The organism is Acinetobacter sp. WU_MDCI_Abxb74, assembly GCF_025513915.1.
GTDB classification, from domain to species: Bacteria; Pseudomonadota; Gammaproteobacteria; order Pseudomonadales; family Moraxellaceae; genus Acinetobacter; species Acinetobacter calcoaceticus_C.
Window position 1 is genome coordinate 208075 of the sequence record NZ_JAHPRP010000002.1, and the last position, 25340, is coordinate 233414.

The window sequence follows — 25340 nt, forward strand, 5'->3', positions numbered from 1 at the left end:
TAAGAAGAGTTGAAAGTATTGTGTATCGATAATTATTTTTAGTTAATTAAGTATTATAAAAGGGAGAATTCACACAATGGGTTATCAGAAGATTGTGGTTCCTGCAGATGGTGACAAAATTAAGGTAAATGCAGACCTGTCACTGAATGTACCAAATCATCCAATTATTCCTTTTATTGAGGGTGATGGTATTGGTGTGGATATTACACCAACCATGAAAGCAGTCGTAGATGCTGCTATTTTAAAAGCTTACGGTGGCAAACGCTCAATCGAATGGATGGAAGTGTATTGCGGCGAAAAAGCCAATAAAATTTATGGCAGCTATATGCCGGAAGAAACTTTTGAAGCACTTCGTGAGTTTGTTGTCTCAATTAAAGGTCCTTTAACGACACCAGTCGGTGGTGGCATTCGTTCACTCAACGTTGCCTTACGCCAAGAATTGGATTTATATGTTTGCGTACGTCCAGTGCGTTGGTTTGAAGGTGTTCCTTCACCTGTTCAACACCCAGAATTAACCGACATGGTCATTTTCCGTGAAAATTCGGAAGATATTTATGCGGGCATTGAATGGAAAGCCGATTCTGAAGAAGCTAAAAAAGTCATTAGATTCCTTCAAGAAGAAATGGGTGTGACAAAGATCCGTTTTCCAGAAGGCTGTGGTATCGGAATTAAACCTGTATCGAAAGAAGGTTCACAGCGTTTAGTACGCAAAGCCATTCAGTTTGCAATTGAAAATGATAAGCCTTCGGTGACCCTTGTTCATAAGGGTAATATCATGAAATATACCGAAGGGGCCTTTAAAGAGTGGGGCTATGAGCTCGCTCTCGATCGTTTCGGTGGGGAACTCATTGATGGTGGTCCATGGGTTAAAATTAAGAACCCTAGGACTGGTAAAGACATCATCATTAAAGATGTGATTGCGGATGCATTCTTACAGCAAATTTTAATGCGTCCCGCTGATTACTCTGTTATTGCAACGCTTAATTTAAATGGTGATTATATTTCTGATGCTTTAGCCGCAGAAGTAGGCGGCATTGGTATTGCACCGGGTGCAAATATTGGTGGTGCAATTGCTGTTTATGAAGCAACTCATGGCACTGCGCCTAAATATGCAGGTCAAGATAAAGTAAACCCCGGTTCAATCATTCTTTCTGCTGAAATGATGCTACGTGATATGGGCTGGACAGAAGCTGCTGATCTGATCATTAAAGGAATTTCAGGAGCGATTGCCGCTAAAACTGTAACTTACGATTTTGAGCGGTTAATGCCGGATGCAACCTTGTTACGTTGCTCTGAGTTTGGTGATGCGATTATTAAGCACATGGACGATTAAATAACTCTTCTATTAAAAAAGCCCTCGGTTGAGGGCTTTTTTTATTGCAAAAATTCAGGGTGATTAGTGGTCTTCGTGATGCCGACTTTCTTTTGATAACTCTGATCTAAGGCCTGAATAAAAAGAACAAAGGCAATTAAAAATAGGGGCAAGAACAGAGATTTCATGATTCGGTTTCTCCGAGAGTTGAAGTGGAAAAAGGACGTACAGGAAGTAAAAGGCAAACTGCAAAGAGTAGAACGATTCCACCCAGAAGAAAGAGATGTGCATAAGACCAATGCAAATGATGCAAAGTACTAATGACGACACCACCTAAAAGTTGAGTGCTAGCAAACCCAATCGTGGCAAGGCTCCAAAGCTTTTGATAACGTTGTTCATAAATCTGTAGCAGGCTATAAGAGCTAATAAATACCGCTGCGGGAGTTAGTAATCCTGTAAAAAAGGAGGATAAAGCGAGCAAAGAAGTGAACTGGGAAAAGAAAGGTAAAACAACAGCTAAGCAGTAAATGGCATATAACCATTTAATGGTTTGTAAATATCCCATTATTCGGCTTAAGCAATAAGCGACAAATGCACCAATGCAGCTTCCTGCTCCATAGAGAACCCAAAATAAATTCCTTTGCTCTAATGAAAAATGCAAAGTTCCAGATAAATAATCCATCCAGAATAGAGAGTGAGGAATATAAGCAAAGGCACTGCACATATAGGCAATAATAATGACTAGGCCTAAACGTGATTTTTGCGAGGCTTGCAGGTTTGTCGAATGCGGCTTAATCACCTGAGCTGTATTAGTTCTTAGTAATTGATAAAGCAGTACGCTTCCTAATATAGAAATGCTTGCAAAAATATCCCAAACATACTGCACGGGTATATTTTTAAGTACAGGAATAATAATGGTGGCAGATAACACACCCATGCCAATCCCGCTAAATCCTAAAAAATTAACTTTTAATCTTTGCGTGGTGGGAATGTATTTCATGGCAAAGCTCGGGGCTAAAATCATAAGCAAGCCGCCAGCAATACCAGAAACCGTACGCCAGAAAATGAACCATGCCAGAGGCATATCCATGAATGAGCAGCCTAGGAGGCTGAGGCTCCCGGCAATAGTTGAGAGTACGATCATGGATGGGATGTACTTTTCTTTAATACTCAATAACGCCAATAAGGCACCAATGAGATATCCCAATAAATTTGCACTCCCTAAGAAGCTGGCAAAATCATGGGTCCATCCATATTGCTCAATCATGATCGGCATGAGCGCAGTATAGGAAAATCTGAACACTCCAATACCCAAACAAGTTGCCAAAAAGACAAGTAAGCTCATTCGATAAAACGTAGACATGAGAAGGCTCTCAATTTTTTTATTATTAAAAGCTAGTTTTATGATCATTAAAAATGATTTAATAAGATGATGGTTATCTTATTTTGAGATAGTGTAATGTTATTAAAGTCACTAGAGTTTTTTTTGGCGGTCGCAGAGAGTGGAAGTTTTTCATTGGCTGCACAAAAAATGTATACCGTTCAATCGAATATCACCAGCCATATAAAAAAACTTGAAGAAGAGTTGGGGGTGATTTTATTAAATCGCCATAACCCAGTGACTCTAACCAATGCAGGACAACAGCTACATAGTTATGCTGTTCAAATGCTTGCACTACACCATAAAGCTAAAAGAATCTTTCAAGAAGGTGGAATTGATCCTGCTGAATCAATTCGACTTGGAAGTATGGAGACCACTGCTGCGATACGTTTGCCACAGTTACTCAATCAATGTATGCAGCAATATCCCACTTTACCTATAGAGCTACAAACTCATCCGACACGTTATTTATTAAATGCTGTACATCAGGGTAAATTGGACTGTGCTTTTGTGGCATCTAAACATTCCATTCCTGAGTTATATAGTTTTCCTGTGTGGCATGAAGAGCTGGTTCTGGTTTGCCCTAAGCAACAAGAGAGCTTTCCAGACATGGCAACCCTTGCAAAAACAAGGTTTATTGCATTTCGGCAAGGTTGTTCATATCGACATGCCATAGAGCTTTTCTTGGATGACTTTAGTATTCCGCCTTCGCAAATTATGGAAATGGGCAGTCTTGACGGAATCGTGAGTTGTGTGGAGTTGGGTGTTGGTTTTGCTTTATTACCTAAGTCTTATCTCACAAAAGTTGCAGATAAAGTGTCCGTCAATTGTTTTGGACTAAATACGGAATCTGCTTTTTTCACTACATATTTAGTTGCCCAGTTACCCGAAACATGGGGAACCAATTTAAAGCAATTTATTTATTTTATTGAGCAACAATTTGAATTAAAGGTTGCTTAGGTAGAGGCTGATTTTTATACATAAATATCTTACGTAATTTATAAATTAAAAGTGATATATATGTATTTAAAAGTCATTTTATATTCTCACGCAGGTTTGTAATCATCTTGATGCTATAAAATTGTTGAAAAGGGTAGTTTATATAGGCCGGCTATGGTCAAATATGCCCCCTTGAAAGATGACACAAGCAATAATTTGGAGTTTGGGAATGAATATACCCTTAATCATCAATATTGTGGTTTTTGTCGGGTTAATATTTTTACTCGCCCAAACACGTAAAACAGACTGGAGCTTATCAAAAAAAGTTCTGGCTGGCTTAATTCTAGGTGTGGTGTTTGGCTTAGGACTACATTTGATTTATGGCGGTGGCCATCCGATTCTTGCTGAATCTATTAGCTGGTTTAATATCGTTGGAAACGGCTATGTAAAACTTTTACAAATGGTTGTTATGCCTTTGGTGTTTGTGTCTATTTTGGGAGCGGTTGCAAAATTACACCAAGCCTCATCTTTAGGCAAAATCAGTTTTTATACGATTGGTACTTTACTCTTTACAACGCTAATTGCTGCGCTCGTAGGGGTGTTTGTTACTAATCTGTTTGGCTTAACAGCAAAAGGTTTGGTGCAAGGTGCTGCCGAAACTGCACGCTTAACTGCCATTAATACAGACTATGTGGACAAAGTTACCGATTTAAGTGTACCGCAATTTATTCTTTCCTTTATTCCAAGTAATCCATTTGCTGAATTAACTGGTGCAAACCCCACTTCAATTATTAGTGTGGTTATCTTTGCCGTCTTCTTAGGGATAGCAGCGCTAAACTTAATGAAAGATGATGAAGAAAAAGGTCAGCGTATTTTAACTGCAATCCAGACTTTACAGTCTTGGGTGATGAAGCTGGTTCGTCTGGTAATGACGCTTACACCTTATGGTGTTTTTGCACTCATGACCAAAGTTGTGGCAAGTTCTAATGTTGCAGATATCTTAAACTTAGGCGGTTTCTTGGTGGCGTCTTATTTAGGTTTGGCAATTATGTTTGTCGTACATGCCATTATTTTGACGCTTACAGGTGTTTCTCCGCTTAAATTCTTTAAGAAAGTTGCTCCTGTGCTGACTTTTGCATTTACCAGCCGTTCAAGCGCTGCAAGTATTCCACTGAGCATTGAGGCGCAAACTCGCCGTTTAGGTATTCCTGAATCTATTGCAAGTTTCTCAGCTTCTTTCGGTGCGACCATTGGCCAAAATGGTTGTGCTGGTTTATATCCAGCAATGCTAGCGGTAATGGTTGCGCCAACGATGGGAATTAACACGCTAGACCCAATGTGGATTGCATCGTTAGTTGGTATTGTGACTTTAAGTTCAATTGGTGTGGCTGGAGTAGGTGGCGGTGCGACTTTTGCTGCACTGATCGTACTTCCTGCAATGGGCTTACCTGTAACTTTGGTTGCGCTTCTTATTTCAATTGAACCTTTAATTGATATGGGACGTACTGCGTTAAATGTAAATGGTTCAATGACTGCGGGTGTTGTTACCAGTCAATTGATGGGCCAGACAGATAAAGAAATATTAAACAGTGAAGATGAAATTGAACTAACACATCATTAATAATCTGTAAGAGACGACTCAATCTCATTGGATTGGGTCGTTTTTTTATGTGTGAATCATAGCTGTAATGCTAATTTTTTAAAATCTGTGTCTGTTTATATTTAAAAAAATTGAAGACAATGAGTTAATTTAAAAGAGTTGAATATCATGAAAATGTATCAAGTCGATGCTTTTACAAAAGAGTTATTTCGAGGAAATCCTGCGGCAGTTATTGTAGAAAAAGAATGGCTAGATGCAGATTTAATGCAGAAGATAGCACTTGAAAATAACTTGTCTGAAACTGCCTTTGTAAAAATTATAGACTCTGAAAATTATGAAATCCGTTGGTTTACGCCAGCAGTTGAAGCCGATTTTTGTGGGCATGCCACCCTTGCCAGTGCTTTTGTCATATTTAAAGATTTTACCGACAAAAAGACCATTAATTTTCATGTGCGAAACTTAGGTATTTTTGTGATTCATCAAGATGATGATGGCAAAATCAGAATGGATTTTCCAATTCGTAAAGCTCATCAAGTTGAAGATTATCCAGCTATTTTACGTCAAGCTTTAACCAAACCTTTTAAAGCGGTTTATCAAAATGTTCAAGCCTACATTATTGAATATGAGTCAGTTCAAGATGTATTGGATGAGCAGCCTGACATGAACTTGCTCAAAACATTAGGTAAACGAACTGCTGTTACAGCAAGTGATATGGATGTTGCAATAACCTCAAAAGCCGCCCAGCAATACGATTGTGTGTCTCGTTATTTTGCACCTATCGCTGGTATTGATGAAGACCCTGTCACAGGTTCAATTCATACTGCTATAGCGCCGTTATGGGCAGAAAAACTTGGGGAAAATAATATTGTGGCTTATCAGGCTTCTAGTCGAGGTGGCGTTTTACATTGCAAGATTTTGTCTGAAGAACGTATTGAAATTTCAGGATATGGGAAGCTTTATATGCAAGCCGAGATTTACCTTTAGCAGAAAAGCAAAAGCCGTTTAAGTAAACGGCTTTTTTTTCAAAACTTTACTATGAAAAAAAGTTCAAATTTCCTACTATAGTACTCCCAAATATTGATTTTTTATTATTCAAATTAATTGGAATTTATATGTTTATGCAGTTTAAACAACTGACTCTCTCCCTATGTATTCTTGGTTTAAGTGCTGCAACTTGGGCACAAACCACACTAGTAAAAAGCAAGCAAAATATTGAGGAATATAAATTAGATAATGGTTTTCGGGTTGTACTTGCACCGAATGACAAAGAAAATAAAATCTTTATTAACACCATTTATTTGACGGGTTCATTAAATGACCCACAAGGCAAAAGTGGTTTAGCTCATTTGCTTGAACACTTAGCTTTTAAGGGGACAAAAAATGTTAAAGGGGAAGAATTCCAGCGTCGTCTAGATCAATATACTTTGATGACGAACGCAAGCACAGATTATTACTCGACTAAATATACCAACATCGTTCGCCCAGAAAAGACTGCACTCAATGAAGTGTTGTACCTTGAATCTGAACGTATGGATAAATTGGTTCTACAAGAAAAATTTGTTCCTTCCGAAATTGAAATCGTAAAACGCGAACGTGAAGTCCGCATGGATCAGCCTTTTGCTGTCCTGATGGATCAAATGTGGAAGTCAGCCTATGGCAACCAATATTTAGGGCGTTTACCGATTGGTGATTTGCCTGAGCTTAAATCTATTAAAATGTCTGAGCTAGACCGTTTTTATCGTAGCTGGTATGCACCGAATAATGCAGTCATGGTTGTTTCAGGTAAATTCGATAAGACAGAAGTTTTAAAAACAATTGACCAATATTTTAGTCCAATCGCAGCGCGTGAGGTTCCTAAAGCTGTTCAGATTCCTGTGCTCGACTCTACAAAAATAAAAAATCGTCAGTTTGTAGTAAAAAAGGGAAGTGATCTGGCGAAGTTCCATATCTATATGAATGGAAAAAATACCAAAATTCAGCCGACACTAGCGTTAGCTCCTTTGTTATATACCATGCAACCAAGTGGTCATTTATATCAGAACATGGTTGAAACAGGTATTACCACAAATGTTGAGGCGAGTACGTGGTTAGACCAAGATTTTAATGTGGTATTCCTAGGCGCTATATATGCACCAAGTAATGACCCTAAAAAAGTTGAAAACTCATTACTTACGGGTATCGAGAAAGGGAAGCCTTTTACTGAAGTTGAATTAAATCGTGTTAAGAGTTTAATGAAAACTCAAGGTGACTTAATCACCAAAGATGCGGTAGCACTTGGGTCGCGTTTAAGTGATTACACGGTCGCTGGTGGGCAATGGGATCAATATTTTAAAGATTTAGATTCGGTAAAAAACGTTAAGCTAGATGATGTGAATCAAACTTTAAAACAGTTCATTGTTGCTGAGCATCGTATTGACGGTGATATTTTGCCAACACCTGAAGATCAGAAAAAAGCTCAACAGCAAAATTCAAAAGAGGCCCCTAAAACTCTAGATCAGGTGGCAGCAAAGGCAGAACCTTTAAAAGACCCGAAAGCCTATCAACAAGAAGTGACAGAGTTTTTAAAAACTTCAAAACAGTATGTAGAAAGTAATGAGAAAAAGATTATCCGTGGCAAACTGAAAAATGGAATGAAGTACGCTTTATTCCCAGTTGAAACACGTGATGATCGTACTTATGCCACAATTACGATGGATTTCGGAACAGAGAAATCTTTATTTAATAAAGGCACAGTTGTCGATTTAACCTCATATTTATTACTCCGTGGTTCCGATAAATATAGTTTGCAGGATATTGCCGATAAATCGATTGATGCGGGCGGTGCGGCTTATGCAAGTGCTGACGGCAATGGTATGACCATTAACATTCAGTCTAAAACAGAAAAATTTGATGAATTTTTCAAGTTTGCTCTTGATGTGATGAAAAATCCAAAATTTGAGCAATCTCAATTTGATTTGATTAAATCGCAGAGTTTGTCAGGTCTTGATCGTCCTTATACTGAACCAGATGTAGTTGCTGGCTTAACACTCTCACGTTTGCTTGAAGAATATCAACCAGGTGATTTGCGTTATCACTTTGAACCGGAACTGGCAAAACAACAATTGAAAAATGCCACTCAGGAACAAGTGAAAGAATTGTACGAGCATTTCTTTGCAATGAATCATGCTCAAATTGCCATTACGGGTAAGTTTGATGCGAAAAAAATGCAGAAATTACTTGATCAGGAATTTGGTCGTTGGAATGGTAAACAACCTTATCAAAAAATCTTGATTGATCACGTTGATTTTCCAGCTCAGCAAGTTCATGTTTTATCTGAGCAGCGCGAATTTGGTAGTTACCAAAGTGTGCTCGCTCTACCAGTCGGGAAAAATCACCCTGATGCGCCAGCATTAATTTTACTCAACTATATTTTAGGTGAGTCTCAAATTTCATCACGTTTGGCCCAAGAGCTTCGTGAGAAAAATGCATTGGTGTATGGTTTTGGCAGTGGGTTACAGCTTGATCGTGATACTAATGTAGGTGCTTTAAGCATTAGTGCAAATTACACTTCGGGTCGCTCAGCGCAGGTTTCTGCATCAATACATAAAGTGTTGAATGACTTGTTGAAAAATGGTGTGACTGAGCAAGAGCTTGAAGCCGCTAAAGCAGATATCATGAAGAAACGCGTTACGGCTTTAGAAGATGAACGTAATATTCATGGGATGTTAAATCTCCAGCTTGAGTCTGGTAAAACATTACAAGACCGAATCCGCCATGATCAAGAGTTAACTAAACTGACTGTTGCGGACGTAAACACAGTAATTAAAAAGTATATTAAACCTGAACATTTAGTCGAGGTTATGGCTGATCAATATGGTCAGGCAGCAAAAAAATAAAGCCTTCTTTAAAATAAAAAGCCACTCAATCGTGGCTTTTTATTTGGGTATTTAAATCATATTAATGATCGTGTTTATGCGCGTGAAAATCTTCATTTTTACGGAAACGTAAATAATTTTCGAACTGTTCACAGTACTCATCAAAGTTATCTTCGAGCATCATTTGAAATTGTTGCACAAGATAAGACATGACTTGATCTTTAGCATCACGCATTTCATCGCCATCTTTAAAATTATTTGCCGCTACCCATGTGTTAAAACGGGCGCTAGCAAATAACATTGCCGCACTCACTTGACCACGCAGCTCGGCTGGATCTGTTTTTTCACCTTTTGGCGGGCGACAAAAATCATTCGCTTGTTTGATAAATTCATCCGCACGCTCAAAGAAAACCGCATTTAAAGCTTCTTCTTCAGTAACATCTGTTGCATTAATCTTTTGAGACATGACTTATTCCCGCAAAAATAGAGCTGCTTATTATAGGCAAAGCCTTGCGGAAACAAAACCTTTGACTTAGTCTGTAAATAGCCTAAGTGTCGGTAGGAGAGCCTAATATGCAAGATGCAATTGCGATTCAAAGTTTAAAAACAGATATTGCTTTATTACGCCAACATGTTTTTCCACCTCAATATTTAGAACATGTGGAAGGGCTGCCGATTTATTATGGTTTACAACAAGAAGTCGAAATCTATTACCAACAATGGCAAGGACTAATTGAAAGGGCACAAGAACTTTTTCAACCGTTTATGGAAGATGAATTACCAGATGCGATTCATTTGCCCAGTCATTTAAATTTACCCTTGTTCTTTTTTCATGTAGACCGAATTCGGATTAATAAAACACGAGCTAAGGAATCTAAGACTTTTCGCGGGGTCGCGAGCTTAATTGAAAAATGTGGGCAGTTCGAAGCAGACCAAATTTTTACGATGCAGGAATGGTTGCAGAGCGATGATACTGCTGCACTGGTGGCTCATCGTGAGTTCATCGACTTAAGAACCTATGTATTCCAACATGGACAAAGTGAATATACCCGTTCACGTTTTTATACCAATGGAATTGTGTTAGGAGTTGAGCCGCATTTTAAGCTGGTCGATGCCCGAGATAAGCCAAGAAAGCAACGTAGTGATAGCTATAATGACCCGTTAGCAGATAACGGTGTATGGAAAGTATTTGGTAAATACCGATAAAAAGTCGCTGCGCGTTTACAGCGACTTTTATAAATTACCAGAACGTTTCGGCCTGACTAAAAGTTTGTAAAGCTTTGGCGGACCGCTTTTGTAAGTGAGGCTGTTTGGCTTTTACCCAGCCTAATGCAAACCAGAAAGACGAGTCATTTTCGACAGCTTTATTGAAAATACCTTCAGCAATAAACAAATCGTTATAGTGACCTAAGGTATTTTGTACAGGTTGTAGCTGTTTTAAATATTGCTGTACTTTTTTGTCAGGGTAAAGACTCGAAATAAACTCAACACAATAACGTAACTGCTTAGCTTTCTTTCGGATTTTGTGCTGTTCAGTGACTTCAAGTTCAGAGAAATGTTCAGCATTGCTAATCACTTTATGATGTAGCTTATCTAAACTCTTTTTAATATGTTTTTTTAACCCACCTGTTTTGGACTTTGAATTTTCTTCCGAGTAGGCGAATGCTAATAAATCTAGTAATAGCTTAATCGTGTCCGAAGATGTAAATAGTATTGAGAGTTCTTTTAATGGCTGGGCTGAAACGGGCAATAAAAGTTCAGGTGAGCCATGTTGCTGGATGATAGGTAAAACTTCAGTTCGAATCGCATCTTCATCACGAGTGTCTCCAAGCTTACGGAAAAGCTCAGCAATTTGTTCTTCCCAAACCGGATTTACTTCGTTTGACCAGCTAGAAAAATGTTTAAGTGCACTACGTAAACGGCGCAAACTCACACGTGCCTGATGAATATGTTCAGCTTCGGCAACACCATCGGCAATTGCTGCCATATTTGGTAAGAATTGTCCTAAACAATTATCTACAATCTTTTTGAGAGCTTCTTCAGCAGTAATATCTTTATTTAATGTCAGTGCTTTGGCATGAACAGCGGGAGAGACCGCTTGCCCTAGTGCTAATAAATTACCACGCTCGGCTTTACTTCTGACATCGAGCCAAAGGGTATAACGATTAATCCATTGCTGTGCAAACTGAATAAGTGTTTTAACTGCGCCTTGTTTAAGTTCAAATTCAACTTCGCAAATTATGCTTTGAGCAGTTGCGGTTTTGACTACACCGTCATCAAGGCAAACTTCAATCGCTGTATTGTCTGCTTCAAACACATGATAGGTGCGCTGTACGTCAGTCTCAAATTGCAAAGTTAGCTTTTCAACTTCTGTACCTAGTGCTTCATGAAGTAAGCCTATAACAGTTTTATTATCTTGATATAGTTCGAGGTTTAAGTCAGGTTCTTTTTCGCATTGACCCAAATGAATTTCTTCTTCAACACGGTGTAGGTGGCTTTGACCTGCGGCTTTAAATGTTTGGACCCATTGATCATTTTCTTTACGCAAACGTAGTGCCATGCCATTTTTTGCAAGTAATCGTTCGGGTGTGTCGTAATATTTTGCCTGAAGATGAATCTGCTGTGCTTTATGCTTTTTTAAGTATTGCTGAACAGTTTTTTTCTTCGATTCAGGTAACTGAAACTTAAGCTCGACTTCAACCATAATATATTCTCCCCGAATCTCAGGTATTTAAACTATCTTGAATCAGTATAATAGCTTAGCGCTAAAAATAACGGATTTGATAGAGAAAGTTACAAAGCTGCATATCGCGCTAATCTTTCTTTTGGGTGTACAATCAACTAAATTTTGATCAAATAAAAATCAGGAAGATGATCGTGAATGTACCCGTAAATTTTAATCATGAAGTTCAACCAGAGTTTGAATTACCCCTTAAAAACTACCAAGAATTTTATCGTTTTTATTTAACTGAGCACCGCAACATCATGAGCAGACGCTTGCATGTGGTGGGTAGCAGTATTGGGCTATATTTCTTTTCAAAAGCAATCCATAAGAAACAGGCGAAATATGTACTCTATGGTTTGATGGCGGGTTACGCAAACGCTTGGGTTGGACATTTTGTGTTTGAAAAAAATAAACCTGCGAGTTTTAAACAACCTTTCTATAGCTTTATTTCAGATTGGCGAATGTTATCTGATGTTGCACGTGGTCGTTTGAGTTTGATTGATCGTAAACACGATAAGATTCCGAGTTAATTTTTTATTTCTATTCTTAATAGACCGATTGGTACTGGTAAGCCCATATCAATCGGTACTTATGATGACCTATAAATCCGTTATACTAGCGAAGTTTTTTAAAGCAAGAGTAGAGTATGCGCGGTTTATATCTGATTACCAATGATGACCCAATTCAATTATTATTAGAAAAACTAGATGTCGCGCTTGCAACTAAACAGGTCGCAATTTTACAGTACCGCCGTAAAAAAATAGAAAAAACTGACCAACCTGCTGAAGTTGAGCAAATCAAACTATTGTGTGAAAAATACCAAGTTCCTTTTGTAATTAATGATGACCTAGAACTGGCTGCTCAGTTTGGTTTAGGTGTGCATTTAGGGCAAAGTGACGGTGAAATTACCGATGCCAAATCTCAGTTACCACAAAATGTCATCATTGGTCGTACTTGTTTGAACTCTTTAGAGCTTGCCCAAAAAGCAATTGCAGATGGTGCAACTTATATTGCATTTGGTGCGGTCTATGCGACCTCTACAAAACCTGAAGCAGGTAATGTGGGCATAGAAGTGATTAAGCAGGCAGCGATTCAATATGATCTACCGATTTGTGCAATTGGCGGTTTAACCGTTGAAAACTCAAAACCTGTGATTGAGGCTGGGGCTGACCTGTGTGCGGTCATTAGTGATATATTAGGCCGATCAACTGCTGAAATTCCTGCCCGTGTACAAGCGTGGGCACAATTATTTTCTTAAGCTTTCAAAATTATTTTTTAGATATTTAAGACGAGCATTTCCATGAGTTTATCTCCAAAGCAAGAACAGTTATTTAAACAAGCCAGCAAACACATTCCTGGTGGTGTGAACTCTCCAGTACGTGCCTTTAATGGCGTTGGAGGAACACCTGTTTTCATCGAGAAAGCGAAAGGTGCATATTTATGGGATGTTGATGGTAAGCGCTATGTTGACTATGTTGGTTCATGGGGACCAATGATTTTGGGTCATGCTCATCCTGAGATTATTAAAGCTGTGCAAACTGCTGCCGAAGACGGTTTAAGTTTTGGTGCTCCGACCGTACATGAAACAACGTTGGCAGATATTATCTGTGAAATCATGCCATCAATTGAATTGGTACGTATGACGAACTCTGGTACAGAAGCGACTATGACAGCTATTCGTTTAGCACGTGGTTACACTGGCCGTGACAAAATTGTGAAGTTTGAAGGTTGTTACCATGGTCACTCAGACTCGCTTTTAGTAAAAGCAGGTTCAGGCTTACTCACTCTAGGTGAAGGTGAACCGACTTCAAAAGGCGTTCCAGTTGATTTTGCTAAACACACTTTAACGCTGCCTTACAACGATATTGCTGCGTTAAAAGAATGTTTTGTTAAATTTGGTCATGAAATTGCGGGTGTAATCATTGAACCTGTCGCGGGTAACATGAATATGGTGAAACCAATTGACGGTTTCTTACAAGCCATTCGCGATGTGTGTGATGAATATAAATCTGTCTTTATTATTGATGAAGTGATGACAGGTTTCCGTGTTGCTTTAGGTGGTGCTCAATCGGTTTATAATGTTAAGCCAGACTTAACGACCTTGGGTAAAATCATTGGCGCAGGCTTACCAGTTGGAGCGTTTGGTGGTAAACGTGAAATTATGGAATGTATCGCACCTTTAGGTGGTGTATACCAAGCAGGTACATTATCTGGCAACCCGCTCGCTATGCGTGCTGGTATCGAAATGTTCAAACATTTACGCCAACCAGATTTTTATAGCAAGTTATCTGCTCAACTTGAAAAGTTACTTGCAGGTTTGCAAGCGGCAGCTGATGAAGCGGGTATTCCATTTAAAACTCAGCAAGCTGGTGCAATGTTCGGTCTTTACTTCACAAACCAAGAAGATATTACAAGCTTCGACTCTATGTTGGCGTGTGATATTGAAGCTTTCAAAAAGTTCTTCCATGGCATGTTAAAATGTGGTGTGAACTTGGCACCGTCAGCATTTGAAGCAGGCTTTATTTCATCTGCTCATTCTGATGAAGATATCGAATATACGATTCAAGCTGCAAAAGAAACATTCGCTGAAATGAAGTAAGTAAAAAAGCCCGTTTAAAACGGGCTTTTTAATTTGGACCATTTTTATATTTGTAGAGAACAATGTTTTATCCCTTACCTCGAAAAATCCAATTAGCAGCAAATACTTCAAAGTGGTCAATTGAATCTGCGCAAAGTATATTGTTATTGGTCGGGCTAAATGAGCTTAAAGTTTTACCAGATTGGGCCGGGCAGCCATTAGCCGATCATTTAGAATTGCTAAGTAAAAGAGCACAGGCGCTCGAAATTCCAATCATTTTTATTGATGCATCTCAGCTTCAGCAAACCATGTTGCAGCTTGGTCAACAGTTGTCATCAAATAGTAAAGCCCAAGTTGTGATGGCTGGGCATTTGTCACCTCTATTTAAGCAAGTCATGCAGCTCGTTTTATCGATTACAGATCAGGTCAGTGTGGTAAATGATGCAATCTTGGCAGGTAATTTAGAACAGCATATCCAGTGGGTTGAAAAGATTAGTTTTGACCATATAAAACATTTAAATACGCAGAGCTTAATACGGTTGTGGTCTTTAAGTGCACCGTCTGAATATATTCTGTCGGATAAAGGAATTTTATTGGCAATTGCTGAACAGGTTGGGCGGCATCCCATGGAAATTCACCCTGAAATTGATTTACGAAACTATGGATTGAATCAATCTGCTGTGGATTACCTAGTCGACCTATGGCGTGCAAATGGTGCGAGCCTAAGCGCTGAAGAGGTGATGCAAGCACCTACATTGCAACATATTATGCAGTTATTGAAGCATTGATTCACCATAGACCCGTAGTGCTCCATAATATTTGCAAATTATGCTGTTAATTTACCCGAACGGCATTGTAATTCGGACGTAAGCTTTTTATTATTGCCCGCTTGTTTTTCATCTTACCTTGGGAATATAACTTTGAGTGATTTTCTAAGTGAACATCTGATCTATCGAGATGATGATTTTATGGTGATTCACAAACCTTCGGACATTTTGAGTGTTCCTGGTAAGGGTGATTTACATGATAGTGTTTTGACAAGGTTGGTTGCGATTGAACCTAAAACTTTGCTCATTCATCGTCTAGATCGAGATACTTCCGGTATTTTAGTGTTTGGCTTATCTAAACGCGGTCAAAGTGCAATTGCACGTCAATTCCAAGACCGTCAAACTTCAAAAATATATGAAGCGTTAGTCGCAGGTCATCTAGAAGGTGAGGGTACGGTAGACATTCCGGTTATCTATGACCCAAGCCGCCCCCCTCTACATATTGTAGATGCTTCTCATAATAAACCTGCTTTAACACATTGGCAGGCTCTAGAACATTTTCAGATTCAGGGACAGCTGGTAACTCGTGTGAAATTAACACCAATTACCGGCCGATCCCATCAACTCCGTGTACACATGCAATATCTTGGACATCCAATTGTAGGTGACACGCTGTATGCAACAGTGGAGCAGCAACTTGTTCCGCGTTTGTGTTTGCATGCCAAACAGTTAAGTTTTAATCATCCTGTCACAGCAGAAATATTAACTTTTAACTGTCCTGTACCGTTTTAATGTAAAAAACTTTTGATGAGTAATTTTTTGTAGTAAAGCTATTTAATTGGTTTTTGCTTCAAAATTTTCCTTTAAAGACTACATAAAAAGATGCAAAAATAAGCTAATTTGCATCGTACAATATGTAGTATGTAGCGCGAACTTAAGAGAAAGGTGGAAAAATTGCAGCAGTATGCTATTGGTCAACGTTGGCTATCAGACACAGAAACTGAGCTCGGTTTAGGTGTTCTTATTGAGGTAGATGAAAGATCTGTCAGCATTTTATTCCCCAAAAGTGATGAGACACGTGTATATGCACGTAATAATGCTCCGCTCTCTCGTATCATCTTTAACACCAATGATGAAGTTCAAGATCAGGAAGGTAAGAAGTGGATTGTTGAGTCTATTGAAGACCGTCATGGTGTTTTGCGTTATAACGTGATTCGTACATTAGAAAATGGCGAACAAGAACGTAAAGCGCTGAATGAGACACGTATTGGTGCACAAATCCAGCTATCGAAGCCTTTAGATCGGTTGCTTGCAAGTCAGGTTGATTATAAAGAGTGGTATGACCTGCGCATTGAAGCCATGTTAATGCAAGCACAAATGCAAAACAGCCCTCTACGCGGTATGGTTGGTGCGCGTGTTGGTTTAATTCCACATCAGCTTTATATCGCACACGAAGTTGGTAAACGTTTTGCACCTCGTGTTCTACTTGCCGATGAAGTGGGCTTAGGTAAAACAATTGAAGCTGGTTTAATTATTCACCAACAGCTTAAAACCGGACGCTCAGAACGAATTCTTATTTTAGTCCCTGATTCTCTACAGTATCAGTGGATGATTGAAATGCGTCGCCGTTTTAATTTGCAATTCTCTCTTTTCGATTTAACACGTACCGCATCTATTAAAGAACATGACCCGGAACTCAATCCATTCTTAACCGAGCAATGCATTATTGCGAGCGTTGATTTAATGGTTGACCATGATGATTTGCGCGAGCAAGCAATCGAAGCTGGTTTTGATTTACTCGTGGTCGATGAAGCACATCATTTGATGTGGAGCGAAGAAGAAGGCGGTAATGACCGTTACGATTTAATCGAAGAATTAGCTGAAAATACGGCAGGGGTATTGTTGCTGACTGCAACGCCTGAACAATTGGGTGTGGAAAGCCATTTCGCACGTTTACGTTTACTTGATCCGCAGCGTTTTAGTAGTTTAGAGCGCTTCTTAGATGAAGAAACTCAGTACCAGCAGACTGCAAAAATTGCTGAAGCGCTCATGTCTGATCAACCTTTAACTCCTGAGCATTTATCTGCTTTAGAGGGCTTGTTAGGGCATAGTATTGAAGACCAGCCTGAACAACGCTTTAGAGCAATTCACGAGTTATTAGACCGTCATGGTACGGGTCGTATTTTATTCCGTAATACGCGTGAAGCAATTCAAGGCTTCCCGGGTCGTGATTGTCAGCCAGCACCATTACCAGCACCAGAAGATTGGTCAAAAGATGGAAAATTGCGTGAGCAGATGTGGCCTGAAGAAGCACAACTTGATGGTTCATGGATGCAAAATGACCCACGTGTGCTATGGGTAATGGAAGTTCTGCGCAAAGATCTCAAGCATAAAAAAGTGCTTTTAATTGCGCGTAGTGGACCCGTTGTTGAAGCTTTAGAAAATGTATTGCGTTTGCATGCAGGCATTCGTACTGCAATGTTCCATGAAGGCATGAGCTTACTTGAACGTGACCAAGCGGCTGCTTATTTTGCTGAAGAAAGCTATGGTGCACAAATTCTACTGTGTTCGGAAATTGGTTCTGAAGGCCGTAATTTCCAATTCGCCAGTGATCTAATTTTATTTGATTTACCAGCTAACCCAGATGTTTTAGAGCAACGTATCGGGCGTCTAGACCGTATTGGTCAAGAAAACCGAATCCAGATTCATGTGCCATATCTTGTAGGAACGGCTCAAGAACGTATGTTCCGTTGGTACAATGAAGCACTTAATATTTTCAGCAATATTTCGCCAACAGCGCAAACACTGCAAGAAAACTTTATTGTTGAATTAAAAGACTGTTTACTTGCAGACCAAGGTCAAACTTTTGAAGATTTGCTTGAAGAAGTGAATGTTCAACGTCAAGCTTTGGAAGCTGAGCTTCAAGCAGGGCGAGATCGTTTACTTGAATATAACTCATGTCGTCCAATCGTGGCGCAAGAGATTGTTCAGGCCTTAGAAGATTATGATGACAATACAACACTACCAATGTTTGTGAAGCGTTTCATGTCATCAACCAATATCGACTTTGATGAGCAAAGTAATGGTACTGTAATTATTCGTCCAACAGACCAAATGCAAGTGCAAGGTTTGGCGCTAGACGAAGAAGGCATGACAGCAACGTTCTATCGTGATCAGGCTCAGCTTCGTGAAGATGCTCAATATTTAACTTTAGAGCATCCATTCATTGAAAGTGTAATGGAAATGATCCGTACGCAATCATTTGGTAGTACCAATGTTGCTGTACTCAAATCCAATGCATTAAAGCAAGGTTCAGTACTAATCGAAGTATGGTTTAAAGTCGATGTAGTTGCACCTAAAGCATTGAACTTGCCATCGAGCTTACCTAAGCAGTTAATTCGGGTATTGTTAAGTGAAAATGGTCAGGACTTATCTGAAAAGATTGATCCAGCTATTCTAAAACCATATTTACATCACTTAGATGGCAATAGCTGTCGTCAGGTGGTTAAAGCTCGCCGTGATATTATTGAGCAACGTTATAAACAAGCGTTAGATATCGCGAAAGTTGATTTGCCACAGCTTCAGCAGCAAGCAAAAGAACATTATGGTAATAAATGGCAATATGAAATTGACCGTTTAACTTATCTAAAACAGTTCAACCCAAGTATTCGTCAAGATGAAATTGAACGTTTGCAAAAGCTGCAAAAAGAAGGTTTGAGCTTGCTGGATGGTTTAACTGTTACACCAGAAGCAATTCAAGTATTAGTTGTGGTTAAGCCATAATTAACTCAAAATAAAAAAAGCGCCTAGAGGGCGCTTTTTTTATAGACCAATTTAGAATTAGATGAGACCAGCATCTTTCAGTTCTAATTTTAAATATGCATAGAAAATTGGAGCTGCGATTAAACCGCCTAAGCCAAAAATTGATTCAAATACCAGCATTGCTAATAAAATCTCCCATGCATTTGCATTGATTTTATGTCCAATAATTTTAGCGTTAACAAAATATTCAAGTTTGTGAACGAGAACGAGATAAAGTAATGCTGTTCCTGCTAGTCCGAGGGAAACAGTAAGAGCGGCAATGAACGTTAATGTATTAGAAATAAGATTACCTAAAATTGGAATTAGTCCAAACATGAAGGTCAAAATCGTTAAAGTTTTGGCAAAAGGAAGATGAACTCCCCAAAGCGGTAATAAAATAAAGGCGAATAAAATAAAGAGTAGCGTATTAATTGCTGAAATTTTTATTTGTGCAAAAACAACGTTTTTAAATGAAATTGATAGTTTCTGAATACGTTGGATCAGAAGAGACTTAAAAACAGGCTGGGGAGTACGACGGTGAAAACCGTGTATAGCGACCAAAATACCGATAATAAGGCCCATAACCATTGTCACGAAATTATGTAAGATATCGGAACTGGTATTTTTTAATATAGTCACGTTATCTTTCATAAACGCGAAAATTTCGTCTTTTAATTCTGTCACGCTATCGGGAATATAACCCGGAAGATATTTGCTAATTTCAGCTTGTAAATGCAGTAGCGTTTGATCGACTTTACTGTTGATATTATGGATGCCTACGCCTTTTAAATCATGAACGACAAAGCTAATTAGACTCGTAATGAAAAAACCAATAAGTGAAATGGTGACAATACTTAATAAAATACTAATAAAGATGCGGGCTCTTTGGCCATCAATATAACGTTCTACAACCGAGCTTAAGCTAATAATAATTTCATAAATAAGAAAGCCTGCAAAAAAACTTGCTAATAGATGTAATGGGATAACCGAAAGCAAAAAGATGCCCATAAGAATGTAGCTTGCAATCAGACTTGGACGATTATTCAAATTTTGCATGTTGATCCCTGAGATCGTGGGGAATATAGGAGAAAGAGCAAATGGACTAATTATTTATACTCTCGCAAGCTATTAGCTTCAATCGATGAGTTATATTTTTTCTGAAGAATAGAGGAGTTAGGTGCAAAAATGGCCTGTTCATCAACAAGCCATTCAGTAAATCATTTTAACGAATTTTTGCTTCATCCAAATGACGAGCACCTTCTAAAATCATTCGAATCATGATCATGGTCTGTTCAGCAAGTTCTGACCTTTGCTCAATAGGAAGGTCAATCGCTTTTGCGCCCATGTGAAACACAAGTTGTGTAATTGCTTTTGCAACAAGTTCTGGATGGTATAGATGATTGTTATTTAGGCGCTCTAATCGTATTAAATCTTCTTGTAGCTCTTGTTGAAAGAAGTTTAATTGACGTTCAACTGCGGCTTTATAAGAGGCAGAGCCTGTAAAACCTTCGCGTAATAATAAACTTAAGTTACCCTCATCGGCATCGAGCTGCTGAAGAAAAATATCGACAGAACTACGGATAATACTTTCTTGTAAGGATGCGCGTAGGCGAGCGTGGCGAATAATTTTACGTAAGACAATACCAGCTCGGTCAATTAAAGAAATTGCTAACTCATCAATATCTTTAAAATGTCGATAAAAACTATTTGGCGCAATACCAGCTTCTCTGGCTACCTCACGTAAGCTTAAAGAGGCAATACTTTTTTGTGGGCCAATTAGATTTAAAGCAGCTTGAAAAAGTTCTTCTTTAGTAATAGTCGCTTTTCTTCCCACAGAACGCGTAGCTGTTTTAATTTCAATGACATCTTGTTGTCGAGGTGTGTCATTCAGGTTCTGAGAAAGTGAAGATTGGGTCATGCTGTTCAATATATTTGTAAACTCTCAGGATTATAGCCTTAGAAGCTGAACTTGTGAAATTGTAATTAAAAGTACAGGTGTATATACAAATATATATACATGTGTATAATAATTAAAAAAGAGCGACAGAGCCCCAGCTATGCAAGTAATCGAAAAGAGAAATTCTCTATTCAATTCATTGACACAAGCCATATTTGATAGAGATACGGCTAACTTCTGGCTACAAAAAGTTAATCCTTTATGGTCTGTGAAACATGGGCTTGTTCAAATTGTAAAAAAAGAATTTGTCGCTCATGATATGGTAAGTCTTACACTAAAATGTAACCGTTTAGTGAAAGTAGGTGTTGCTGGTCAGCATCATCCTGTCATTGTTGAAATTGCTGGTCGTCGTTATGAACGTACTTATAGCTTGACGCAAATTGACGAACAACATTTACGTTTAACGATTAAAAAAGTTGCTGATGGCATCGTCAGTAATTGGTTTATGACTGAAAGCCAAATTGGCGATGTTTTTGAGCTTGGTCAGCCTTATGGCGACATGCAACAAAATATTAAAACACCGAAATTAATTATGCTGGCTGCGGGTAGTGGTATTACACCAATGTTGAGCTTAATCACTGCAATTAAACAGAGTCAGCAGTTAGATAAAGTTCAAGTGCAGCTTTTATATTGGGTGAAGCAACGCTCAGATGCAGCTTTTATTGAATACTTTGAAAAAGTTGCACAGCAATTCCCAAATTTTAGTTATCAGGTTTTCTATACGCAAGAAACACCAAATGATGAACGTTTAAATGCAGAGCATTTAGCATTAGCAGACGATTTGGAAAATAGCACTATATATGCGTGTGGACCTTCTGGTTTCGTTTCAACAGTGGAACAGCTTTTTGAAAAAGCACCGACTGTATTAACAGAAGCTTTTAGCTTAACTCGCGATAGTACGGCTGAAGTTGGTTATGTAAATGTCACATTAACCCAGTCTAATAAGGTCATTGCAATTCCAAAAGGCGAATCAATTTTGGTGAGTCTGGAACATGAAGGCCTTAAGCCAACACATGGCTGTCGTATGGGAATTTGTAATAAGTGCGTTTGTAGTAAAGCTCAAGGCTCTACACGTAACTTACTCAACGGTAGCGAAAATACCGAACCAAACCAATTACTCAAAATTTGTGTGAACTCAGCACAATCTGATCTAGTTATTGATCTTTAAGAGAGAATTTTTATGAATATGCCAGTGAAAGTCGAATATTTCAAAAATCCTAAAAATCGAGATTTAACACCAGCAGAACTTGACGCATTTGCGAAAGAACTCGATCAGATCAAACAAGAAGTATTGGATGATTTAGGTGAGAAAGATGCAAAATATATCCGCCGTGTCTATGCAGCAGTTCGCTACAGTAGCTTTTTAGGCCGCGCATGTTTATTTGCAGGTTGGTTCCCACCAGCTTGGGTTTTAGGAACAGGCTTATTAGGCTTTTCTAAAATTATGGAAAACATGGAACTCGGTCATAATGTTATGCACGGTCAATATGACTGGATGAACGATCCTAAATTTAATGGCCAAACTTACGAATGGGATACTGTCGGTACTTCTGATAACTGGCGCCAGACTCATAACTATAAACATCACACCTATACCAATATTAAAGGCATAGATGATGACATTGGTTATGGTTTGCTTCGCTTATTCCCAGAGCAACGTTGGAAGCCTGGTTTCTTGCTTCAACCCGTTTATAGCATTCCATTTTGCTTATTGTTCCAGTGGGGCGTAGCGATTCAGAACCTTGAAATTGGTCGTGTTCTCTACAAACGTAAGACCAAAGCAAAGTTTTTAGAGGAGTTAAAACCAGTAAATAAAAAGATTGCTACCCAACTCTTCAAAGATTACGTTTTTTTCCCATTAATTGCAGGTCCAGCCGCTTTACCTGTATTTACGGGAAATCTGGTTGCAAATGGTCTTCGTAATATTTGGACATTTACGATTATCTTCTGTGGTCACTTTACTAAAGATGCAGAAGTATTTCCAAAGTCTGTTTTACAAGATGAAAGCCGTGGCCACTGGTATATGCGCCAGATTCGTGGTTCTTCAAACTTAAAAGGTTCAGAAGCATTACATATCTTAAGCGGACATTTGAGTCATCAAATTGAACATCATTTATATCCTGATGTTCCAGCACGCCGTTATCGCCAAATGGCTCCAAAAGTTGAAGCTGTATGTAAAAAATATGGTCTGAACTATAACAACGCAAGTTTGACCAAACAGTTTGGTCAGGTGGTTGGTCGTATCTTGAAATATGCCTTACCATTTAAAAAATAAATAAAAAAAGCCCTGATCAGTTCAGGGCTTTTTTATTACTTCTTTTTAGAAATCCACATGGTAATTGTAGCTTGGAAGACTTTCTCTTTCTGAGAATCATAGACTTCTACATTCACTAAATATTCACCAGCTTTATCCCAGTCATAATTCTTTTCTACAGGCGTTGCAATTGCAATTAGGTCTGTTTCTGCCTTTTTTAAATATTCGACAGTCATACCTTTTGGAATCCAACGATGTGTGGAAGGCACAGTAACTTCTGTCATTGTACCACCTGCAAGCTCAGCCATATTACACATGGCAATTGCATGAACTGTTCCAATATGGTTGAGGACAGAACGCTTTTTCTTAATCGCTATTTCGCAATAATCTGGTTTTAACTCTAGAAATAGTGGTGAAATACTGCCGAAATAAGGTGCTTTTAAACATAGCATGCGTGAGAAAGTCCATTTTCCTTTAGGAAAAGCAGACACTTTGTTCCAAAGTTCTAAAGTTGTTGCCATGATTTAAGGCTCCATGTAAGTAAAAAAAGAATTATATTCTGTTAAGGAATATAATTCTGTTTACAAAAGCGAGTCAAGTCATTCAGAATATCTCCGATAACTGGTTGGAGAGTGAATGATGCAATCTGCACAAGAGCTATTAGAACGGCTATATCCGGGTAGAAGGGCTGCTTTAAAAAGACAGATCTTGTTAGATGCTTTGTCTTGTTTTTTGGAAAATGGAATTGAAACTACCAGTATTGAGATGATTCGTTCGAAATCTGACAGTAGTGTAGGGGCTATTTATCATCACTTTAAAAATAAAGAAGGTATTGTGGCGACTTTATTTTTTGCAGCTTTAGATGACCAAGCGGCACGAAGAGATGACTATCTGGAGGGCACGGAATCCCTTCAAGACGTTTTATATGCTTTTATTCATAGCTACATTGATTGGGTAAGTGAACAGCCAGAGTTTGCTAAATTTTTAATATCTGCTCGCTTTAGTGTGATGCAAAGTGAAGACCAAGAGCGTCTTGTTCAGAAAAATAAATTAAGAAATCAAAAGATATTTAATGAAATTTCAAATTATGCGGAGGCTGAATTCTTAAAAACTATACCTCATGAACTATTACTTTCATTAGTGATTGGTTCTACAGAAAATTACTGCCGTGCATGGTTATCACAACGAGTTTCCTCAAACCCTAAAGTTTATAAAGATATTTTGGCGAAAGCTGCTTGGGATTCTTTACAAAATTTGAATTAAATATCTTAATCCGTACCTACAAAAAAAGCCGCATATTTCATGCGGCTTTTTTTTGCTGGAAATAAATTATTTAAATTGAATTGAACCGTTTGCATTCACAATGATTTTAGACTCACCAGCCGCCATGTCTTGAGCCGGAGCTGCTTCAGCAGCAGCAAATTTCGCCATGCTGGTACGCATTACAGGCTGTGGGAAATAGTTGTTCGTATTTAAATTTAAACTAACTAGCGTGTATTGGCTTTTATTCCATGCTTGAGTCAACATTTGAGCACGTTGTTGAAAGTTTTTAGAAGCTTCTACCATTAAATCATTTTCAACTTTTTTACGTTGTTCATCTGAAACTGTAAAATTAATTGATTGGGTTTGGAAGCTTTGTTGTAACTCACTAATTAACTGACTTGCAGCTTTAAAGTCTTTACTTTCAAGACGAATTTCAGCACGACCACGCCATTCTTTTAACTTATTACTATCGTTATCATAAATTGGGTAAGTGCTTTGAGTGCCAGTTTCCACTTTTACTTGTGGGTATTTACGTGAAATGACAAGCGCCTGATTCATCAGTTGATTAATTTGATTTGAAAGTTCGGCTGGTTGTTTGTTACTTTTTTCAATATATAAAGTTGCATGCATTTCATCATTAGAAACTTGGCGAGAAGCTTCAGCTTGTACATTTACAATATTATAGTTCAAAGCATTATCATCCTGAGCAAAAACAAAAGGGCTAAGGAGAGAACCTAAAAGAAGAGTTGAGATGGCTAAAGTACGCATAAATTTATCCTTTAAAAATTAATTAAATTTAATTTTTTTCATTCAGAAATGTTAAACATAAGTTATGCATAACTTTTGCAGATTTTGTGGCGTATTTGTAATATTTAGACCATTTTTTTAAATTTTGGTAAATATAAATTC

General features: G+C 38.4%; 23 protein-coding genes. 15 read left to right on the plus strand and 8 right to left on the minus strand.

Going from position 1 to position 25340, the window contains the following annotated elements:
• Positions 1-76: 76 nt before the first annotated feature.
• A complete protein-coding gene (gene icd, locus KTH84_RS07060; RefSeq protein WP_202742992.1) occupies positions 77-1333 on the plus strand; it encodes an NADP-dependent isocitrate dehydrogenase in 1257 nt (418 codons plus the stop codon).
• A 41-nt stretch (positions 1334-1374) separates the two neighbouring features.
• Here the strand turns inward: icd and KTH84_RS07065 are convergent, their stop codons facing one another.
• Together KTH84_RS07065 and KTH84_RS07070 are read right to left on the minus strand one after the other, a co-directional pair.
• Positions 1375-1500, minus strand: a complete 126-nt coding sequence (locus tag KTH84_RS07065; protein WP_227574860.1) for a hypothetical protein — start codon at positions 1498-1500, stop codon at positions 1375-1377.
• On the minus strand, positions 1497-2723 hold the full coding sequence (locus KTH84_RS07070; protein ID WP_262472640.1) for an MFS transporter: 1227 nt from the start codon (positions 2721-2723) through the stop codon (positions 1497-1499). Before KTH84_RS07070 ends, KTH84_RS07065 begins: the two co-directional genes overlap by 4 nt.
• A 48-nt stretch (positions 2724-2771) precedes the next feature.
• Between KTH84_RS07070 and KTH84_RS07075 the strand changes: the two genes are divergently transcribed.
• From KTH84_RS07075 to KTH84_RS07090, 4 genes are all read left to right on the plus strand, one after another.
• Positions 2772-3653 (plus strand): LysR family transcriptional regulator, encoded by an 882-nt coding sequence (locus KTH84_RS07075; protein ID WP_262472642.1) that lies wholly within the window; start codon positions 2772-2774, stop codon positions 3651-3653.
• A gap of 208 nt (positions 3654-3861) precedes the next feature.
• A complete protein-coding gene (locus KTH84_RS07080; protein ID WP_145988274.1) occupies positions 3862-5253 on the plus strand; it encodes an L-cystine transporter in 1392 nt (463 codons plus the stop codon).
• Between the two features lie 147 nt (positions 5254-5400).
• Positions 5401-6216, plus strand: a complete 816-nt coding sequence (locus KTH84_RS07085) for a PhzF family phenazine biosynthesis protein (protein WP_262472644.1) — start codon at positions 5401-5403, stop codon at positions 6214-6216.
• A 128-nt stretch (positions 6217-6344) separates the two neighbouring features.
• The gene (locus KTH84_RS07090) at positions 6345-9107 is read left to right on the plus strand and encodes a M16 family metallopeptidase (RefSeq protein WP_262472646.1); all 2763 of its coding nucleotides are present in this window, start codon (positions 6345-6347) and stop codon (positions 9105-9107) included.
• A 61-nt stretch (positions 9108-9168) separates the two neighbouring features.
• On the opposite strand, the gene KTH84_RS07095 is transcribed toward KTH84_RS07090, so the two are convergent.
• Positions 9169-9552, minus strand: coding sequence for a DUF3144 domain-containing protein (locus KTH84_RS07095; protein WP_017387905.1), 384 nt, complete (start codon positions 9550-9552; stop codon positions 9169-9171).
• Between the two features lie 107 nt (positions 9553-9659).
• Between KTH84_RS07095 and KTH84_RS07100 the strand changes: the two genes are divergently transcribed.
• Positions 9660-10292: a hypothetical protein gene (locus KTH84_RS07100; RefSeq protein ID WP_042898068.1), complete on the plus strand. Its 633-nt coding sequence runs from the start codon at positions 9660-9662 to the stop codon at positions 10290-10292.
• Between the two features lie 34 nt (positions 10293-10326).
• Here KTH84_RS07100 and KTH84_RS07105 read toward each other — a convergent pair whose 3' ends face one another.
• On the minus strand, positions 10327-11790 hold the full coding sequence (locus KTH84_RS07105; RefSeq protein ID WP_262472649.1) for a CYTH and CHAD domain-containing protein: 1464 nt from the start codon (positions 11788-11790) through the stop codon (positions 10327-10329).
• A gap of 167 nt (positions 11791-11957) precedes the next feature.
• Here KTH84_RS07105 and KTH84_RS07110 point away from each other — a divergent pair, with 167 nt between their 5' ends.
• The 6 genes from KTH84_RS07110 (at position 11958) to rapA (ending at position 18939) form a co-directional block, all read left to right on the plus strand.
• A complete protein-coding gene (locus KTH84_RS07110) occupies positions 11958-12341 on the plus strand; it encodes a DUF962 domain-containing protein (protein WP_262472650.1) in 384 nt (127 codons plus the stop codon).
• Positions 12342-12457: 116 nt separating this feature from the next.
• Entirely contained in the window at positions 12458-13069 is a 612-nt protein-coding gene (gene thiE / locus KTH84_RS07115) for a thiamine phosphate synthase (protein WP_133972330.1), read from the plus strand.
• 42 nt (positions 13070-13111) lie between these two features.
• Positions 13112-14410, plus strand: a complete 1299-nt coding sequence (gene hemL, locus KTH84_RS07120) for a glutamate-1-semialdehyde 2,1-aminomutase (protein ID WP_262472652.1) — start codon at positions 13112-13114, stop codon at positions 14408-14410.
• A gap of 62 nt (positions 14411-14472) precedes the next feature.
• Complete coding sequence (locus KTH84_RS07125) at positions 14473-15177, plus strand: acyl carrier protein (protein ID WP_262472653.1); 705 nt, start codon at positions 14473-14475, stop codon at positions 15175-15177.
• A 132-nt stretch (positions 15178-15309) separates the two neighbouring features.
• Positions 15310-15948 (plus strand): RluA family pseudouridine synthase, encoded by a 639-nt coding sequence (locus KTH84_RS07130; protein WP_262472655.1) that lies wholly within the window; start codon positions 15310-15312, stop codon positions 15946-15948.
• Between the two features lie 153 nt (positions 15949-16101).
• Complete coding sequence (rapA, locus tag KTH84_RS07135; RefSeq protein ID WP_133972336.1) at positions 16102-18939, plus strand: RNA polymerase-associated protein RapA; 2838 nt, start codon at positions 16102-16104, stop codon at positions 18937-18939.
• Positions 18940-18996: 57 nt separating this feature from the next.
• Here the strand turns inward: rapA and KTH84_RS07140 are convergent, their stop codons facing one another.
• A complete protein-coding gene (locus KTH84_RS07140) occupies positions 18997-20013 on the minus strand; it encodes an AI-2E family transporter (RefSeq protein WP_133972338.1) in 1017 nt (338 codons plus the stop codon).
• A gap of 166 nt (positions 20014-20179) precedes the next feature.
• Positions 20180-20875 (minus strand): HTH-type transcriptional repressor FabR, encoded by a 696-nt coding sequence (fabR, locus tag KTH84_RS07145; protein ID WP_003650423.1) that lies wholly within the window; start codon positions 20873-20875, stop codon positions 20180-20182.
• A 139-nt stretch (positions 20876-21014) separates the two neighbouring features.
• Between fabR and KTH84_RS07150 the strand changes: the two genes are divergently transcribed.
• Both KTH84_RS07150 and KTH84_RS07155 read left to right on the plus strand, forming a co-directional pair.
• Positions 21015-22082, plus strand: coding sequence for a ferredoxin reductase (locus tag KTH84_RS07150; protein ID WP_202742980.1), 1068 nt, complete (start codon positions 21015-21017; stop codon positions 22080-22082).
• Positions 22083-22094: 12 nt separating this feature from the next.
• Positions 22095-23189, plus strand: a complete 1095-nt coding sequence (locus KTH84_RS07155) for a fatty acid desaturase family protein (protein WP_042898060.1) — start codon at positions 22095-22097, stop codon at positions 23187-23189.
• 35 nt (positions 23190-23224) lie between these two features.
• Here KTH84_RS07155 and KTH84_RS07160 read toward each other — a convergent pair whose 3' ends face one another.
• Complete coding sequence (locus tag KTH84_RS07160) at positions 23225-23689, minus strand: hotdog fold domain-containing protein (RefSeq protein WP_262472659.1); 465 nt, start codon at positions 23687-23689, stop codon at positions 23225-23227.
• A 118-nt stretch (positions 23690-23807) separates the two neighbouring features.
• On the opposite strand from KTH84_RS07160, the gene KTH84_RS07165 reads away from it, so the two are divergent.
• Positions 23808-24431 carry a TetR/AcrR family transcriptional regulator gene (locus KTH84_RS07165; RefSeq protein ID WP_262472785.1) on the plus strand — a complete coding sequence of 208 codons (624 nt, stop codon included), beginning with the start codon at positions 23808-23810 and terminating at the stop codon, positions 24429-24431.
• Between the two features lie 66 nt (positions 24432-24497).
• Here KTH84_RS07165 and KTH84_RS07170 read toward each other — a convergent pair whose 3' ends face one another.
• Entirely contained in the window at positions 24498-25199 is a 702-nt protein-coding gene (locus KTH84_RS07170; protein WP_262472661.1) for an SIMPL domain-containing protein, read from the minus strand.
• Between the last annotated feature and the right edge of the window lie 141 nt (positions 25200-25340).

Coding starts and splice junctions, on each gene's coding strand:
- icd (WP_202742992.1), top strand. CDS start 77: ATGGGTTATCAGAAGATTGTGGTTCCTGCAGATGGTGACAAAATTAAG.
- KTH84_RS07065 (WP_227574860.1), bottom strand. CDS start 1,500: ATGAAATCTCTGTTCTTGCCCCTATTTTTAATTGCCTTTGTTCTTTTT.
- KTH84_RS07070 (WP_262472640.1), bottom strand. CDS start 2,723: ATGATCATAAAACTAGCTTTTAATAATAAAAAAATTGAGAGCCTTCTC.
- KTH84_RS07075 (WP_262472642.1), top strand. CDS start 2,772: ATGTTATTAAAGTCACTAGAGTTTTTTTTGGCGGTCGCAGAGAGTGGA.
- KTH84_RS07080 (WP_145988274.1), top strand. CDS start 3,862: ATGAATATACCCTTAATCATCAATATTGTGGTTTTTGTCGGGTTAATA.
- KTH84_RS07085 (WP_262472644.1), top strand. CDS start 5,401: ATGAAAATGTATCAAGTCGATGCTTTTACAAAAGAGTTATTTCGAGGA.
- KTH84_RS07090 (WP_262472646.1), top strand. CDS start 6,345: ATGTTTATGCAGTTTAAACAACTGACTCTCTCCCTATGTATTCTTGGT.
- KTH84_RS07095 (WP_017387905.1), bottom strand. CDS start 9,552: ATGTCTCAAAAGATTAATGCAACAGATGTTACTGAAGAAGAAGCTTTA.
- KTH84_RS07100 (WP_042898068.1), top strand. CDS start 9,660: ATGCAAGATGCAATTGCGATTCAAAGTTTAAAAACAGATATTGCTTTA.
- KTH84_RS07105 (WP_262472649.1), bottom strand. CDS start 11,790: ATGGTTGAAGTCGAGCTTAAGTTTCAGTTACCTGAATCGAAGAAAAAA.
- KTH84_RS07110 (WP_262472650.1), top strand. CDS start 11,958: ATGATCGTGAATGTACCCGTAAATTTTAATCATGAAGTTCAACCAGAG.
- thiE (WP_133972330.1), top strand. CDS start 12,458: ATGCGCGGTTTATATCTGATTACCAATGATGACCCAATTCAATTATTA.
- hemL (WP_262472652.1), top strand. CDS start 13,112: ATGAGTTTATCTCCAAAGCAAGAACAGTTATTTAAACAAGCCAGCAAA.
- KTH84_RS07125 (WP_262472653.1), top strand. CDS start 14,473: ATGTTTTATCCCTTACCTCGAAAAATCCAATTAGCAGCAAATACTTCA.
- KTH84_RS07140 (WP_133972338.1), bottom strand. CDS start 20,013: ATGCAAAATTTGAATAATCGTCCAAGTCTGATTGCAAGCTACATTCTT.
- fabR (WP_003650423.1), bottom strand. CDS start 20,875: ATGACCCAATCTTCACTTTCTCAGAACCTGAATGACACACCTCGACAA.
- KTH84_RS07150 (WP_202742980.1), top strand. CDS start 21,015: ATGCAAGTAATCGAAAAGAGAAATTCTCTATTCAATTCATTGACACAA.
- KTH84_RS07155 (WP_042898060.1), top strand. CDS start 22,095: ATGAATATGCCAGTGAAAGTCGAATATTTCAAAAATCCTAAAAATCGA.
- KTH84_RS07160 (WP_262472659.1), bottom strand. CDS start 23,689: ATGGCAACAACTTTAGAACTTTGGAACAAAGTGTCTGCTTTTCCTAAA.
- KTH84_RS07165 (WP_262472785.1), top strand. CDS start 23,808: ATGCAATCTGCACAAGAGCTATTAGAACGGCTATATCCGGGTAGAAGG.
- KTH84_RS07170 (WP_262472661.1), bottom strand. CDS start 25,199: ATGCGTACTTTAGCCATCTCAACTCTTCTTTTAGGTTCTCTCCTTAGC.